General features: G+C 72.2%; 12 protein-coding genes. 4 read left to right on the top strand and 8 right to left on the bottom strand.

The features are described 5' to 3' along the window. Positions 1–50: 50 nt before the first annotated feature. Positions 51–1,376, top strand: coding sequence for a glutamine synthetase family protein (locus ABZ459_RS35195; protein ID WP_357979632.1), 1,326 nt, complete (start codon positions 51–53; stop codon positions 1,374–1,376). Between the two features lie 4 nt (positions 1,377–1,380). On the opposite strand, the gene ABZ459_RS35190 is transcribed toward ABZ459_RS35195, so the two are convergent. From ABZ459_RS35190 to ABZ459_RS35180, 3 genes are read right to left on the bottom strand one after another with little or no spacing between them, the layout of a single operon-like run. Beyond that, positions 1,381–3,645: an arylsulfatase gene (locus ABZ459_RS35190; RefSeq protein WP_357979630.1), complete on the bottom strand. Its 2,265-nt coding sequence runs from the start codon at positions 3,643–3,645 to the stop codon at positions 1,381–1,383. Continuing rightward, the gene (locus tag ABZ459_RS35185) at positions 3,642–4,595 is read right to left on the bottom strand and encodes an aldo/keto reductase (protein WP_357979628.1); all 954 of its coding nucleotides are present in this window, start codon (positions 4,593–4,595) and stop codon (positions 3,642–3,644) included. The genes ABZ459_RS35190 and ABZ459_RS35185 overlap by 4 nt, the downstream gene beginning before the upstream one ends. 10 nt (positions 4,596–4,605) lie before the next feature. Then, complete coding sequence (locus ABZ459_RS35180; protein ID WP_357979626.1) at positions 4,606–5,709, bottom strand: zinc-binding dehydrogenase; 1,104 nt, start codon at positions 5,707–5,709, stop codon at positions 4,606–4,608. 83 nt (positions 5,710–5,792) lie between these two features. Here ABZ459_RS35180 and ABZ459_RS35175 point away from each other — a divergent pair, with 83 nt between their 5' ends. After that, entirely contained in the window at positions 5,793–7,175 is a 1,383-nt protein-coding gene (locus ABZ459_RS35175) for an amidohydrolase family protein (protein WP_357979623.1), read from the top strand. A 42-nt stretch (positions 7,176–7,217) separates the two neighbouring features. Here the strand turns inward: ABZ459_RS35175 and ABZ459_RS35170 are convergent, their stop codons facing one another. Further along, a complete protein-coding gene (locus ABZ459_RS35170; RefSeq protein WP_357979621.1) occupies positions 7,218–7,964 on the bottom strand; it encodes an SDR family NAD(P)-dependent oxidoreductase in 747 nt (248 codons plus the stop codon). A 113-nt stretch (positions 7,965–8,077) separates the two neighbouring features. Here ABZ459_RS35170 and ABZ459_RS35165 point away from each other — a divergent pair, with 113 nt between their 5' ends. Further along, complete coding sequence (locus ABZ459_RS35165) at positions 8,078–9,049, top strand: aldo/keto reductase (RefSeq protein WP_357979619.1); 972 nt, start codon at positions 8,078–8,080, stop codon at positions 9,047–9,049. 89 nt (positions 9,050–9,138) lie between these two features. Here ABZ459_RS35165 and ABZ459_RS35160 read toward each other — a convergent pair whose 3' ends face one another. From ABZ459_RS35160 to ABZ459_RS35145, 4 genes are read right to left on the bottom strand one after another with little or no spacing between them, the layout of a single operon-like run. Beyond that, on the bottom strand, positions 9,139–10,050 hold the full coding sequence (locus tag ABZ459_RS35160; RefSeq protein WP_357979617.1) for an ABC transporter permease: 912 nt from the start codon (positions 10,048–10,050) through the stop codon (positions 9,139–9,141). Further along, positions 10,047–10,991: an ABC transporter permease gene (locus tag ABZ459_RS35155; protein WP_357979615.1), complete on the bottom strand. Its 945-nt coding sequence runs from the start codon at positions 10,989–10,991 to the stop codon at positions 10,047–10,049. Before ABZ459_RS35155 ends, ABZ459_RS35160 begins: the two co-directional genes overlap by 4 nt. A 9-nt stretch (positions 10,992–11,000) precedes the next feature. Next, entirely contained in the window at positions 11,001–12,605 is a 1,605-nt protein-coding gene (locus tag ABZ459_RS35150) for an ABC transporter substrate-binding protein (RefSeq protein ID WP_357979613.1), read from the bottom strand. 57 nt (positions 12,606–12,662) lie between these two features. After that, on the bottom strand, positions 12,663–14,399 hold the full coding sequence (locus tag ABZ459_RS35145) for an ABC transporter ATP-binding protein (RefSeq protein WP_357979611.1): 1,737 nt from the start codon (positions 14,397–14,399) through the stop codon (positions 12,663–12,665). A 214-nt stretch (positions 14,400–14,613) separates the two neighbouring features. Here ABZ459_RS35145 and ABZ459_RS35140 point away from each other — a divergent pair, with 214 nt between their 5' ends. Next, positions 14,614–15,603, top strand: coding sequence for a methyltransferase (locus ABZ459_RS35140; protein ID WP_357979609.1), 990 nt, complete (start codon positions 14,614–14,616; stop codon positions 15,601–15,603). The last annotated feature ends 93 nt before the right edge of the window (positions 15,604–15,696 follow it).

Below are 15,696 nucleotides of genomic sequence, written 5' to 3'. Positions count from 1 at the left end.
GCCAATACGGGCCCGTTACGTTTGGCGTCAAACGACCCTAGGAGAGACCGGTGCAGCAGCACATCGACCGCCTGACCGAGCGGGGCGTCGACGTGGTCCGCGTGACCTACCCCGACCTGACCGGGACCGACCGCGCCCGCGACGTCCTGCTGGAGGCGCTGCCCGACGCCCTCGGTCACGGCCTCGCCTTCTGCCGCGCCGTCTACCACTCCACCCCGCGCGGCGGCACCGCCGACATCAGCGGCGGCCTGGACGCGGGGCTGCCCGACATCGCCGTCATACCCGACCTGGCCACGCTCGCCCCGCTGCCGTGGGAGCCCGGCGTCGCCTGGTGCCACGGCGATGTCGTCGACCCCGCCACCGGCGCCCCGGCCCCCGAGTCGCCCCGCGACCTGCTGCGCGCCGTCCTGGCCCGGTGCGCCGAGCAGGGCCTGCGCCCGGTCGTCGGGCCCGAGCTGGAGTACTTCCTGTGCGACCCGGCCCCGGCGGGCGGCTGGCAGCGCTACGCCGAGGCCACCGGCAACGTCTACACCGCCGGCCGCCGCGGCGACCCCGACGGCCACCTCACCCGCACGCTGCGGCACCTGCGCGACCTCGGCCTGCGCGTCTCGGCGGGCAACCACGAGTTCAGCAGCGGCCAGTTCGAGATCAACCTGCGGCACTCCGAGGCGCTCGACGCGGCCGACCGCGCCTTCTGGTTCAAGGCCGCGGTCAAGGAGCTGGCGCGGGTGGAGGGCAGGCTGGCGACGTTCATGGCCAAGCCGTTCAACGACGAGGGCGGGTCGGGCTTCCACCTGCACCTGTCGTGCCTGGGCGAGGACGGCGGCAACGCCTTCGACGACCCGGCCGCGCCGTACGGGCTGTCGGCGACCGCGCGGCACGCCATCGCGGGCGTGCTGGCCCACGCCCCCGCGCTGGCGGCGCTGGCCAACCCGACGGTCAACTCCTACAAGCGGTTCGGCCCCGACACGCTGGCCCCCTGGCTCGTCGACTGGGGGCTCGACAACCGCAGCGCGATGCTCCGCGTCCCGCCGGAGCGCGGCGCGGGCGCCCGCTTCGAGCTGCGGCTCGGTGACGCCAGCGCCAACCCGTACCTGCTGGTCGCCGGGACCGCGGCCGCCGCGCTGCTGGGGGTGCGGGCGGCCGAGGAGCCACCCGCGCCGCTCGTCGGGTACGGCTACGACGCCTCCAAGGCCCCGGTGCTGCCGATGACCCTGCCCGAGGCCCTGGACGCCCTGGAGGCCGACGGCGAGCTCACCGAGCTGCTCGGCAAGGACTTCACCGCCGCCTTCCTGGCCTACAAGCGCGACGAGGTCGCCCGCTTCCAGCGGCACGTCACCGACTGGGAGTTCGGCGAGTACGCCTACCACCTGTGACCCGTCATTCGATCGCGCGCTGCGCCAGGTCCTCGGCCAGCGCGATGATCTCCGGGTTGTAGGGCGCCTTCTCCCCCGGGACGTACCGCACCCGGTCCAGGCCGCGCCGGTAGCGGAACACGCCCCTGCGCTCGTGCAGCTCCCAGTCCACCGGGCCGCCGTAGTCGAAGCCGACGCTGATGCCGGTGAAGGGGGCCATGCCGAGCAGCTGCGGGACCCGCTCGACGGCCAGTACCGGCTTGTCGTCCACCAGCACCTCGATGTCCCAGCGCACCTCCGGCAGCGCCGTGAAGCGGGCCGTGACGGTCACCGGCCCCGCCGCCGGGAGCGGGCCGGCCGCCCGCACCGGCACGCCGTAGGCGTTGTACGTCAGCCGCAGCTCGCCGTCCTCGACGTACAGGACGTAGCCGCCGCCCTGGTCGCCGTGGGCCACGATCACGCCCTCGTCGCCCGGCCGCCGCTCCAGCCACGCCTCGATCGTGAACGACCGCATGGAGGTGAGCCTGCTCGACCGGAACCGTTCCAGCACCGGCGTGCCCGGGTGGATCGTGACCGGCTCCGACAGCGCCAGCTCGGCCGGCGGCCGGGTGTTGAGCATGTCCGGCGTGTCGGCCAGTGGGAAGACCGTGTTGAGCCAGGCCGCCGCCCGCCACTTCGCGGCCAGGTCGGCCACCCGTTCCGGCTGCTCGGCGGCCAGGTCGGTGGTCTCGGCCGGGTCGCGGGCGATGTCGTACAGCTCCCAGCCGTCGTCGGTGAACGGCGTGCCGGGCAGGTGCGGGGCGATGAGCTTGTAGTGGTCCTCGAAGTAGCCGCGCTGCCCGCCGCTCTCGACGTACTGCGAGCGGTGCCGGCTCGACCGGTCGCGCTCGCGCAGGAAGTGGTCGAACGGCACGCCGTCCACGTCCTGCGGATGGTCCAGGCCGGCCAGCGTGAGGAGCGTGGGCGCGACGTCGGTGACGTAGGCGTACTGGTCGCGCACGCCCGGGTCGCCGGCCTCCCTGGGCAGCCCGGCCGGCCACGACAACACGAACGGCACGTGGATGCCGCCCGCGTAGGCGTGGCCCTTGTAGCGGCGGAACGGGGTGTTGGAGACGTTCCCCCAGCCGCGCGGGTAGTGGCCGTGGACCTGGGGGCCGCCGACGAGGCCGAGGTCGCGCGGCACGTCGTGGCACCAGTCGTCGGGCAGGCCGGCCAGGTGCACGAAGCGGCTGAGGTAGCTGCGGGTGCCCTCGGGGCCGCCCTCGGCGGTCGCGCCGTTGTCGCTGGTGACGACGATGACGGTGTTGTCGTACTCGCCGATGCGCCTGAGGTGCTCGACCAGCCGGCCGAGGCTCTGGTCCACGGCGTCCACGGCGGCGGCGTAGACCTCCATGTGGCGGGCGTACAGCTCGGTGCGCTCCTCCCACGGCGCGAGGTCAGGGTCCGACGGCCGGGTGCCCTCGGGGAAGAGGCCGTCGCGGAGCTGGCGGGCGAAGCGCTCCTCGCGGATCCTGGCCCAGCCCGCGTCGTAGCGGCCGCGGTACTTGGCGACGTCGGCCGGCTTGGCCTGCACCGGGCCGTGCACGGCCTGGTGGGCGAAGTAGAGGAAGAACGGCTTGTCGGCGTCGTTGGCGCGCAGGCCGTTGATCATGCCGATGGCGCGGTCGGTGAGGGCGTCGGTCAGGTAGAAGTCGTCCGGGAAGCCATCGTCGGGGATCGGGCCGTTGTCGCTGATCAGGCGGTGCGGGTGGAACAGGGACGTGAAGCCGTCCATGGAGCCGTAGTAGCGGTCGAAGCCGCGCTGGAGCGGCCAGGAGCTCTTGTCGGCGCCGTCGTGCAGCTTCGACTCGATGGTCAGGTGCCACTTGCCGACCATGAACGTCGCGTACCCGCCGGCCCGGAACGACTCGGCCAGCGTGGGCACCTCCGGCGGGATCTCCATCCGGTAGCCGGGATAGCCCGGGTCCACGTGGGCCACCATCGCGAACCCGGCCCGATGGGGGTTGAGCCCGGTCATCAGGGCGGCCCTGGAGGGCGAGCAGAGCGGGGTGCTGTGGTAGTTGGTGAACCGGTAGCCCGACTCGGCCAGCGCCTGCACGTGCGGCGTGTCGATCTCCGACCCGAACGGCGACAGGTCGCTGAACCCCAGGTCGTCCACCAGCACGACCACCACGTTGGGCGCCCCGGGACGCGCCCGCCGCGGCTGCGGCCACCAGGGCGTGGACTGCGAGGCCAGCTCGCCGGCCGTGCCGCCGAAGCCCTCGTACCCCCTGCTCGGCGGCGTGCTCACGGGCCCTCGGGATCGACGGCGTCCTTGTCGGCCCACAGCGGCGCCACCCGGGCCCGCAGCTCCTCGGCGCCGACCCGCTCGACCAGCTCCACGGCCGCCAGGTTGTCGCGCAGCTGGTCCAGGCCGGTCGCGCCGAACAGCGTCGTGGTGTTGGCCGGGTGGGTGAGCGTGAAGGCCACGCACACCTGCGCCGGGGTGGCGCCCAGGTCGGCGGCGATCGCGGCCAGCTCGGCCGCCGAGGCCGCGATGCGCTCCCTGATGCCGCCGGGGTCGCGGCCGACCTGCCGGTCCACGCCCTTGCCCAGCAGCACGCCGCCCTCCAGCACGTCGGAGGACTGCAGCGTGACGCCCTGGGCGAAGATGCGGCCGAACGGCGCGCCGTCGGGGATCGAGCGGCGCGAGACGCTGTACTTCAGCTGCGCGATGGCCGGGCCCTCGACGCCCTCGCCGGCGGCGGCGTCGATGAGCGTCTGCACGTTCGCCGCCGACCAGTTGTTGACGCCCCAGCTCCGGATCAGCCCTTCCTGCGCCAGGCCGGCCAGGTCGACGACGAGCCGGTGCAGGTCCACGCCGTCGTGCCGCAGGTCGCCCAGCACCACGAGGTCGGCGTGCTCGGCGCCGGCCCGGAACAGGGCGTTGATCAGCTGGTCGCGCAGGCTGTGCTCCGGGTAGCCCTCCAGCCACAGCTTGGAGGAGAGCAGGTAGTCCTCCCGGCGCAGGCCGGCCGCGCGCACCAGGGCCGAGAAGATCACGTCGGTGAACACGGGCGGCATGCCGGGGAAGCCGTACACGCCGACGTCGAACAGGTCGATGCCGTGGTCCACGGCCTCGCGGATCATGGCGACCGCGTCGTGGAAGTCCATGCGGTCGTAGGTGTGCCAGGAGCCGAGCGCGAGCACGCCCGTCTCCGGTCCGGTGCGCCCGATGCGGCGGCGGGGGATGGTCTGCACGGCAGGTCTCCTAGGGCAGGCGGGGGTCGATGACGGCCTTGATCTGGCCGAGCCCGGACATCGACTCGACGCAGGCGGTGGCCCGCGCCAGGCCGACGGGCTCGCTGAACAGCTCGTCCCACGGCATGCGGGCGGCGAACGTCTGGAAGAACTCGATCGAGCGGTGATAGTCGGCGATGTCGCCGTTGAGCGAGCCGACGACGGTCAGCTCCTTGCCCATGACCGCGCCGAGCGGCACGGGCGCGAGCTCGAACCCGGTGGAGCCGACGATCACCACGGTGCCGCGCTGGGCGGCCACCGCGACGGCCTCCTCGGCCACGGTCGGCGCTCCGGCCAGGTCGAACACGTAGTCCGCGCCGCGCTCCCCGGCCAGCTCCCTGATCCGGGCGACGCGCTCGTCCTTGCCCAGGTCGGTCGAGACGGTCGCGTCGGCGCCGAAGCGCCGGGCGGCGGCCAGCCGGTCGTCCGGGCCGCCCACGGTGATGACGGTGCCCGCGCCGGCGATCCTGGCGACGGCCGTGGCGAAGATGCCGAGCGCGCCCGCGCCCTGCACCACCACGGTGGAGCCGGTCCTGATGCCGCCGGCCCGGTCCACGGCGCGCAGCACGGTCTTGGCCGCGCAGCCCGACATCGAGGCCCAGGTGTCCTTGACGTCGGCGGGCAGCAGCAGCTTGGCCGCGCCGGGGGTCACGTAGCAGTACTCGACCAGGCCGCCCGTGGCGTACGGGGGGCGGTCGGCGCGCTGCGTGAAGCCGTAGCCGCGGTTGGCGCAGGCGACCGGCTGGCGCAGCACGGCGCAGCCGTAGCAGTGGCCGCAGGTGGACTCCGACCAGCCGATGCGGTCGCCCGCGCCGATCGGGCGGCCGAGGGCGTCGGTGGTGCCCGGCCCGGCCTCGACGACCTCGCCGACCATCTCGTGGCCGAGGATCATCGGCAGCATCCCGGGGAACGTCATCTGGCCGGCCCACAGGTGCACGTCGGTTCCGCACAGGGTGGTGCACGTGATGCGCACCAGGGCGGCGCCGGGCTCGACGGCGTCGGGCAGCGGGACGTCCTGAAGACTGAGGGGCTTGCCGTGCTCGGTGAGGACGGCGGCGGCGGTTCTCGTAGGCATGGTCACCTTCGTGGCTTTCGACCGTTAAGTGTGGTTAATCTACACTCGTTGACAAACAATTACAGCCCCTCAGGAGGAACCCGGTGTCAGCGGACGAGTACGCGGACCTCGTGGCGGTCGGCGGCAACGTGCTCACCTTCGACGCCCGCGACGGACGGGCGAGCGGCCTGGCGGCGCGCGCCGGCCGCCTGGTGGCGGTCGGGACGGACGAGGAGGCCCTGGCGCACGCCGGGCCCGGCACCCGGGTGCTCTCCCTGGCCGGCCGGACGGTCCTGCCCGGCATCAACGACTCGCACCTGCACGCCGCCTGGCTCGGAGCGGTCTGGCCGGACACGCTGATCAGCGAGAACGGCCTGTCCGCCCACCAGTGCCGGCTGCTGGCCGACGAGGAGTCCAGGCGGGCCGCCATCCTGCGCGCCGGGCGGATCTGCGCCTCGCTCGGCATCACCAGCTACACCGAGCCCGGCCTCGGCCCCGGCGAGGACGACGGCGAGACCGGCTGCTTCTCGCAGGCCGTCCTGGACACCTACGCGACGCTGGCGAAGGAGGGCGAGCTGCGGGCGCGGGTGACCGCGTTGCGGCTGTTCGGCACCCTCGACGGCCCCAGCACCCTGGAGGACGTCGCCGCCGGCCTGGACGCGCCCCTCCCCCGCACCGACCCCGCCTGGCTCAACGTGACCGGGCTCAAGATCTTCGCCGACGGCATCCCGCCCATGGGCTCGGCCTGGACCTGCCACCACTACACCTCGGGCGGCCACGGATCCCTGCTGGTGGCGGGGGCGGACGACACCACGCGCGAGCACAACCTGCGCACGATGATCCGGCTGGCGCACCGCGCGGGCCTCCAGGTGGGCGTGCACGCCACCGGCGACCGGTCCATCGACGCGTTCGTGGACACCGTGGCCGAGCTGGCGGGAGAGCCGACCCCGGACGGGCCGGGGCGAGGGGCCGCGAGGCGGCACTACGTCATCCACGGCGACCTGGTGAACCCCGCCCAGATCGCCCGCATGGCCGGGCTCGGCATGGGTCTCACCACGCAGCCGGTGATCGCGACCGCCACCGCCGACTGGGTGGCCGACGCGCTCGGCCCGGAGGTCGCCGGGGCGGCCTGGCCGCTGCAGGAGCTGCTGGCCAGTGGGATGACGTTCACCCTGAGCAGCGACGGGCCGGTGACCACGCCGGACTGGCGGGCGCAGGTGGCGGCGGCGTGCGGGCTGCTGGGCGAACGGGCGCCCCGCCCCCGGCTGATGGCCCGCCTGCTGCGCTGCTACACCACCGCGCCCGCCGTCCAGGACGGCGCGGAGACGTGGAAGGGGTCGCTGGAGTGGGGCAAGGCCGCCGACTTCTGCGTGCTGGACCGCGACCCCCTGGAGGTCGCGCCGGCGGACCTGCCGGAGGTGGCGGTCGACGCCACCGTGACCGCGGGCCGGATCGTCCACCTGCGTGACGGGGTGTCCCTGGACTGACCGGCCGGGCCGGGGTGGCGGCCCGGCCCCGCCGGCGGCGGGTCAGACCAGGAGCTGGCCGCCGTCCACCTGGAGGCTGACGCCCGTGATGTGGCGGGCGCCGTCGGAGGCCAGGAAGAGCACGGCGGGCACGATGTCGGCCACCTGGGCGATCGAGCCCAGCGGGATCCGGGCCTCCCACGCCTTCCTGGCCGCGTCGTCGGTGGCGAACATGGCCGTCATCGGGGTGAGCACCGGGCCGGGGGCGACGCCGTTCACGCGGATGCCGTGGGGGGCCAGCTCGATGCCGGCCGAGCGGGTCAGGGCGTCGATGGCGGCCTTGGTGGCCTCGTAGTGGCCGAGGCCGGGCGTGGGCTGGCGGGCGCCGATGGAGGAGATGTTGACCATGCAGCCGCGTACGCCCCGCTCCACCATGTGCGCCCCGACGGCCCGGGTCATCAGGAACGTGCCGCGGAAGTTGACCCGGGCGCAGGCGTCGAAGACGTCCACGTCGAGCCCGATGAGCGGGCCGCCGCCCGCGGTGTGCCCGGCGTTGTTCACCAGCACGCCGATGTCGCCGTGCTCGGCGGCGACGGCCGCGACGGCGGACTCGACGGAGGCGGCGTCCCCGACGTCCACCTGGACGTGGTGGGCGCCGAGCTCGGCGGCGACCGTCCTGGCCCGCGCCTCGTCGAGGTCGGCGATGACGACCCGATCGCCCGCCGCGGCGAAGGCTTCGGCGACGCCGCGGCCGATGCCGCTCGCGCCGCCGGTGACGAGGACGGTCCTGGGAACGACAGGTTCGCTCATGTGGGGGTTCCTGTTCGGTACGGGCCTTCGCAGACGGGGCTGCGGGGGCGTCCTGGGTTTATTATTATACAAGCGTAGACAAAAAGACCTCGTCCGGCAGGGAGTGGATCGACGTGAGCGACACACAGCGGGTTCCGGTACGGCGCCTCGGACCGGGCGGCACCACGACGTCCCTGTTCGGGCTGGGCTCCTGGAACACCTGGGACCGCATGGACTTCGGCGACGCGGTGTCCCTGATCAGGGCGGCACTCGACGCCGGGGTGACCCTCTTCGACGTCGCCCACTACAACATGGGCCCGCACGCCGAGCAGGCCCGTACGGACCTCATCTTCGGCCGGGCGGTGCGCGAGGCGGGCGCGAGCCGGGACGACTGGCAGCTCTGCGGCAAGCTGTGGTTGTGGGAGTACCCGCGCACGGGCTTCCGCGAGCAGCTCGACGTCAGCTTCGACCGCGTCGGCGTCGAGAGCGCCGAGACCGTCGTGGTCGGCGACTACCTGCAGCGGCCCGACATCCGGCAGATCGTGACCGACGTCGCCGAGCAGATCGCGGCCGGCCGCTTCACGAGCTGGGGCGTCAACAACTGGATCGCCGAGGACGTCGACCTCGCGCTGAGCTTCGCCGCCGAGGAGGGGCTGACGCCGCCGAGCTTCGCCCAGCTCAAGTACAGCATCGCCCGCCGTTCGATGGCCGAGGGCGACTTCTACGGCAGGCACTTCGCGTCCGGGGCGCTGGCGCTCCAGGCCAGCGACGTCTTCGAGGGCGGCATCCTGGTGGGCAGGAAGTTCCCCGAACGGAAGATCGGCGCGGACCCGGGCGGCATCCGGGAGGCCGTCAGGCAGGCCGCGGACGCCGTCGCGCGGGTCGCGGGCGAGTTCGGCGCGACGCCCGCCCAGGTGGCGATCGTGTTCTGCCTGGAGCATCCGGCGGTGGCCAACGTGCTGTTCGGGGTGAGCAGGATGGCCCAGCTGGAGGACAACCTGGGCGCGTTGCGGCTGTGGCGCGAGCACGGCCCGCAGGTGCGCGCGGCCCTGGCCGACCTGTGGCTGGACCGCGAGGTCCGCCCCGACGGCGTCTGGGCCCCCTGACCCGGCCGCGGGGACGCCCGGCGACGATCGCCGGGAGTCCCCGCGCGCGCCCGCCGTCACCGGGCCGTCACCGGGCCATCACCGGGCCGTCACCGGGCCGGACGGCGGGTGCGCAGCTTCGCCAGCTCGCTCATCGACCGGGCACGCGCGTCCACCACGTTGCGCATGCTCGACCCGATGAGGTTCAGCAGCAGCACGCAGGACATGATCGCCGCACCCGGCAGCACGATCAGCCACGGCGCCTGCGTCAGGTACGACCGCCCCTCGGCGATCATGTTGCCCCACGTCGGCGTGGGCGGCGCGATGCCCAGCCCGAGGAAGCTCATCGCCCCGTCCACCAGCATCGCCGAGGCCGACAGGATCACGACCTGCACCAGCGCCAGCGGCAGCACGTTGGGCAGCACATGCACGAACAGGATCTTCGCCGGCCGCATGCCGGACACCCGCGCGGCCCCGATGTACTGCCGCGCCGCCACGCCGAGCACCCGGCTGCGGATCACCCGGGCCGTGAACGGCGTGAAGATGACCGTCAGCGCGATCAGCTCGGTCCAGATGCTGGCGCCGAGCCCGATGGCCAGCGCCATGGCCAGGATGATCGCCGGGAACGACATCCAGGCGTCCATGATCCGCATGACGATCGCGTCCACGGTCCGGTAGAAGCCGCTGACCAGGCCGATCACCATGCCGGTGAACGCCGCGCAGAGCGTGATGAGCGCCGAGAGGCCGAGCGAGGCCCGGCCGCCGGAGACCAGGCGGCTCAGCACGTCCCGGCCGTAGGAGTCGGTGCCGAGCAGGTGGTCGGCCGAGGGCGGCAGCAGCCGGTGCACCGGGTCGGTCGCGTTCGCGTCCGGCAGGAACACCGGCAGCAGCACGACGGCCAGCACGACGAGGACGAGCAGCGTGGTGGCGGTGATCAGCACCCGGTTGCGGCGCCAGACGCGGGAGGCCGCGGAGGGCCGCCCGGCCGTCCCGACGCGCCCGGCGACGGCCTCGGAAGTCACGAAACACGCACCTTGGGGTCGAGGAGGGCGTAGGACAGGTCGACGACCAGGTTGACGACCACGAACATCAGCGCGACGAACAGCGTCACGCCCTGGACGAGCGGGAAGTCCCGGGTCGAGACCGCGCCCATGAGCAACGAGCCCAGTCCGGGGATGACGAAGATCGACTCGATGATCACGATGCCGCCGACCATCATCGCGAAGTTGCTGCCGAGCTGGGTGATCAGCGGCATGAGCGCGTTCGGCAGCACGTGCCTGAGCATGACCTGCCGCTCCGACAGGCCCTTGACCCGCGCGGTGCGCAGGTACGTCTGCGGCAACTCGCCGAGCACGCTCTCCCGCAGGGTCAGGGTGAACAGCGCCGACTGCCCGATGACCAGGCACACCACCGGCAGCACCAGCATCGGCACCCCGGCGACCGGATCGGCGAAGAGGTCGGCGTACCCGCTGGAGGGGAACCAGCGCAGCGACACGGCGAACACCAGCACCAGGATCAGCGCGATCCAGAAGTCGGGGATCGCCATGCCGAGCGAGGAGAGCAGGTTGAGCGCGCGGGCCACGGGGTTGCGCGGCGAGACCGCGTTCCACGAGGCGACCAGCACCGCGACGACGAAGCTGAGGACGGTGCTGATCACCGCCAGGGTCAGCGTCGGGACGAAGTGCTCGGCCACGACCCCCACCACCGGCGCGTGGTAGGTGATCGACGAGCCGAAGTCGCCGCCCGCCACGTTGCCGAGCCAGCTCAGGTACTGCTCCCACAGCGAGCCCGTCAGGCCCATGCTCTGCCGGAGCGCCTCGACGTCCTGCGGCCTGGCCGTCGGGCCGAGGATGGCGATGGCCGGGTCGCCCGGGATCAGGCGGATGACGAAGAACATCATCGTGCCCACGATCAGCAGGATGACGACCAGGTCACGCAGCCGCCGGAGCAGGAGTCCCGCCATGTTCCCCCCTCACTTCTGCAGCCAGGAGTTCCAGAACACGCGGTAGAACGTGTCGTACCCCTTGAGATTGGGCGAGTAGGCGGCGTACAGCTTCGACTGGCTGATCGTGATGACCGGGAACTGCTGCCACACGAACGACTGGAGCTGGTCCATCAGCGTCCTGGCCGTCTCGGGGGAGGTCGCGGCGTTGTAGTCCTCGATCAGCTTGGCCATCTCGGGCGAGCCGGAACCGTTGAACGCCCCGAGGGTCAGCGCGGGCATCTGCGAGGGCGAGGTGAGCGCGGCGTTGAAGAACAGGGTGGTGATGTCCCAGCCGCCGGGGTCCTTGGTGATCGTGCCGAGCATCGTCGGGAAGTCGTAGGTGTCGATCTTCGTCTTGATGCCGATCTTGGAGAGCTGGTCCTGCAGCAGCACCGCCCACTGGCTGAACTGCGGGTAGCTGCTGGAGGTCAGGATGCGCACGGTGTCACCGGCGTTGACGCCGGCCTGCGCGAACAGCTCCTTGGCCTGGTTCGGGTCGTGCTGCTTGTAGACGTCGTCGCCGGCGGTGGAGTACAGGCCCTTGTTGTCCTGCGAGACCAGCGCGCCCACCTCGACGGTGAGATCGGGGCCGCCGCCGGTGGCGGCGTTCAGCGCGGGCTTGTCCATCAGCAGGTTGAGCGCCTGCCGGGCGCGCACGTCGGAGAACTTGGAGCCCTTGTTGAAGTTGGGGATCAGCACGTTCTGGTTGGCGCCCGCCAGGTTCGACACGACCACGGCGGGGTTGTTCTTCAGCGGGGTGTACTGGTCGTCGCCGGGCATGGCGTGCGCCCACTGGCCGGTCTGCAGGCCGTTGACCACGGCGTCCTGGTCGGCGACGACCTTGTAGGTGACCGTGTCGAGGTAGGCGTGCTTGGCGCCGGCCTGGCCGCCCCAGTCCTCCTCGGCGCGCGACTTGTAGCCGTCGTAGCGCTCCAGCACGACCTGCTGCCCGATGTCCCAGCTCTTCAGCTTGTACGGCCCGGTGCCGACCGCGCCCTCCTTGGCGAAGCCGGTGGCCGGCACGTCCTTGAGGTTCCTGGCCTCGTAGATCTCCGCGCCGGGGCTGGCCAGCTCGTCGATCAGCGGGTAGCGCGGCTTCTTCAGCTCCAGCGTGACCGTGCGGTCGCCGGTGGCCTTGAGGCTCTTGACGTCGGCGGCGACCTGCTGGCCGGTGACGTGGCTCTTCAGCCAGCGCTCCAGGCTGGCGACCACGTCGGCGGCGGTGAGCGGGGCGCCGTCTTGGAACGTGACACCGGCGCGCAGCTCGAAGGTGTAGGTGAGCCGGTCGTCGCTGCGCTTGTAGGTGTCGACCAGCATCGGCCTGGCCGCGAAGGTCTTGTCGACCTCGAAGAGCTTCTCGTACAGCATGTTGCCGATGTGGGCGGTGACCTGGCCCGGGTTGGCGACCATGTCCAGCGACTGCGGGTCGGTCGGCACCGCGACCACGAGGTCGCCGCCGCGTACGGGGGTGCCGGCGTCGGCGGAGGAGGACGAGGAGGACGACGTCGCGCCGCCCGCGCAGCCGGAGAGCAGCAGGGCGCTCGCCGCGGCGGCGGAGACGACCCCGGCCCTCAGGCTCTTGAGCACGTTCATGGTGGGTTCTCGCTCTTGCTCTAAAAGGGGGGACAGAAGGAGAAGGTCGGCCCGGGGCTATCCCACGTATGCCGACAAGTCGGGGTTCGCGGCGAGGAGCCGTCGCGTGTACTCGTGGGTGGAGGAGGAGGCGATGGTTTCCGGGGCGCCGACCTCGATGAGGTCGCCCTTGTACATCACGCCGACGCGGTCGGCCACCGACAGCACCAGGCTGAGGTTGTGGGTGATGAACAGGAAGCTGATGCCGTGCGAGCGGCGCAGCTGCAGGAGGAGGTTCATGACCTGGCCCTGGACGGAGACGTCGAGGGCGGAGGTGGGCTCGTCGGCGACGATGAGCCTGGGCTCGGCGGCGACCGCGCGCGCGATGGACACGCGCTGGCGCATGCCGCCGGACAGTTGTGAGGGCAGCTTGCGGGCGCAGTCGGCGGGCAGGCCGACCTCGTCGATCAGCTCGGCCACCCGCCGGTCGAGGTCCGCGCCGCGCAGCGGGGTCAGCTCGCGCAGCGGCTCGGCGATGATGCGGGCCACGGTGTGCCGGGGGTCGAGCGAGCTCTGCGGGTCCTGGAAGATCAGCTGGGTGGCGCGGCGGAAGGCGCGCTCGTCGCCGCGCAGCCCCGCTTCGGTGATGCGGTGCTCGCCGAAGGAGATGCTGCCCGAGGTCGGCCGTTCCAGGGCGCTGACCATGCGGCCTAGCGTCGTCTTGCCCGAGCCGGACTCGCCGACCAGGCCGAAGAACTCACCGGGCGCGATCTCCAGCGAGACGCCGCCGACCGCGCGCACGCTCGCTCTGCGACCGGTCCGGTAGACCTTGGTGACGTTCTCGATGACCAGGGGCGGGGTGCCGGTCACCGGCGCCGGCTCGTCGCCGAGCGCCGGCGTCTCGGTCACGGTCCCGCCGGAGCCCCCTGAGGTGGCCTCGGTGGCGGCCCGCAGCTTCGCCTCCGAGATCGTCGGGAATCCCGTACGGCGGCTGACGCCGAGCTGGGGCACGCATTCCAGCAGCGCCTTGGTGTACGGATGCGTAGGCTTGAGGAGGATGTCCATCTTGTCGCCGACCTCCACCAGCCTGCCCCGGTACATGACGGCGATCCGGTCGGCGATCTCGGCGGCGACGCCCATGTCATGGGTGATGAAGACGCAGGCGGTCCGATGCTCACGCTGCACGCGGCGGAACAGCGCCAGGATCTCGGCCTGCGTCGTCACGTCGAGCGCGGTGGTCGGCTCGTCGGCGATGAGGACGTCGGGGTCGGACATCAACGCCATGGCGATCATCACGCGCTGCTGCATGCCGCCGGACATCTGGTGCGGATAGAGCGCCATGATCCGGTCGGTGTCGGCCAGCCCTACCTCGGTGAGCAGGCTTCTGGCCTTGGCCTCGGCCTCGCGGCGCAGCCGGCTGCCCCGGCGCAGCGCCTGCCGGGGCAGCGCGCCCTCGGGCCGGTAGCCCTCGATGAGCTGCACGCCGACGCGCTGGGCGGGGTTGAGCGAGTCCAGGGCCTCCTGGAAGATCATCCCGATCCGGGCGCCCCGGTAGGCGCGCATGCCCTCGGCGCTCAGTCGCGTGACGTCCACGCCGCCGACCTCGATCGTGCCCTCGGTGTAGGCCGGGGCGACGAACTCCAGCAGGCGGATGATCGACAGCGCCGTCACGGTCTTGCCGCTGCCCGACTCCCCCACCACGCAGAGCGTCTGCCCGGAGGCGACGTCGAGGGTGAGCCGGTGGACGAGTTCCTGGGGCTCGGCGTCCTCCCGGGTGACGCCGATGGTCAGATCCGTCAGGTTGAGCAGCGACATGCGCGAGAGCTCCATTCCAGGCACCGGTCCCGTGCTCGAAGTGGGGCACGCAAACCCACACTGAGCTGCCGAAAAGCCATGTTCGAGCCAGATAGTTCTACAAAGGTTGACAGAGGGTCCCCCTACTGTCAACGGTTATTCCACGTTCGTAGACAGAGGGTCTATGGTGAACGTCTACATTCGTAGACAATACAGAAAGGGCAGGGCCTTGACCATGTCCACGCCTTCCCCCACGCCGGATCCGATCGTCGCCATCGCCACCGGTTACATGGGCGCCAAGCAGCTCTTCGCGGCCAGCCGCATCGGGCTGTTCGAGGCGCTCGCGGACGGCGAGCGCAGCGCCGGGGAGATCGCGGCGGCCACCGGCGTCACCCCCCGCATGGCCCGCATCCTGGCCGACAGCATGGCCGGGCTCGGCCTGCTGACCAGGACCGACGGCCGGTACGCCCTCGGCGCCGACGCGGCCGGCTACCTGGCCGGGCAGAAGTCGTCCGAGCTCGACCTCGGGCCGTTCCTCACCTTCCTCAACCAGATCAGCTACGGCCACTGGCTGCAGTTCGACACGACCGTGGACACCACCGAGCCGGGCGTCCTGGACACCTCCGGCGACCGGTGGGGCACGTTCATGGCCGGGGTGATGACGTACAACAGCCTGCACGCCAGGATGCTGGGCGGCGCGTTCGACTTCTCCGGCTTCCGCAGCCTGCTGGACCTGGGCGGCCTGTCCAGCGCCTTCGCCTTCGAGGCCCTGCGCGCCAACCCGGGGCTGCGGGCCTCCTTCGTGTACGACCCGACCTTCGCCGACTCCATCACCGCGCAGGTGGCCGAGGCCGGGTTCGCCGACCGCGCGGAGGTCACCGGCGTCCCGACCGACACGGCCACGCCCGCCGGCCCGTACGACCTGGTCATGGTCAACCACGTCATCCACCGCTTCGGCGTCGAGCAGAACCGGGCCATCCTGCGCAACGCCCGCGCGGCGGCGGCGCCGGGGGCGCGGCTGCTGCTGCTCGACTTCTTCCTCGACGACGACGCCGAGCAGCGGGCCATCGACGCGCTGCACGCCGGGGAGTACCTGGTGATCGACGGGACCGTCGTCTACGAGGAGTCGCAGGTGCGCGCCTGGCTCGACGAGGCCGCCTGGAAGCCGGTGGACAAGCTGGCCCTGCCGGGCAGCCCGCGCGTCATCGTGGCAGAAGCGGTCTGAGCACGACGCGGCCACGGACGAGCGACGCGACGGCGGACGAGCGGCCACTCGCGGGCGTCCGCGTGGCGATGCTCAACTTCCGCGAACCCCACC

Source organism: Nonomuraea sp. NPDC005692, assembly GCF_040631115.1.
GTDB lineage: Bacteria > Actinomycetota > Actinomycetes > Streptosporangiales > Streptosporangiaceae > Nonomuraea.
The sequence above is the reverse complement of the archived record's forward strand: the minus strand, read 5'-3'. Positions and strand labels throughout refer to the sequence as shown.

What these genes read in the sequence shown, in the direction of transcription:
- ABZ459_RS35180 (WP_357979626.1), bottom strand. Translation starts at nt 5,709, where the DNA reads ATGCCTACGAGAACCGCCGCCGCCGTCCTCACCGAGCACGGCAAGCCC.
- ABZ459_RS35170 (WP_357979621.1), bottom strand. Translation starts at nt 7,964, where the DNA reads ATGAGCGAACCTGTCGTTCCCAGGACCGTCCTCGTCACCGGCGGCGCG.
- ABZ459_RS35155 (WP_357979615.1), bottom strand. Translation starts at nt 10,991, where the DNA reads ATGGCGGGACTCCTGCTCCGGCGGCTGCGTGACCTGGTCGTCATCCTG.
- ABZ459_RS35150 (WP_357979613.1), bottom strand. Translation starts at nt 12,605, where the DNA reads ATGAACGTGCTCAAGAGCCTGAGGGCCGGGGTCGTCTCCGCCGCCGCG.
- ABZ459_RS35145 (WP_357979611.1), bottom strand. Translation starts at nt 14,399, where the DNA reads ATGTCGCTGCTCAACCTGACGGATCTGACCATCGGCGTCACCCGGGAG.
- ABZ459_RS35140 (WP_357979609.1), top strand. Translation starts at nt 14,614, where the DNA reads ATGTCCACGCCTTCCCCCACGCCGGATCCGATCGTCGCCATCGCCACC.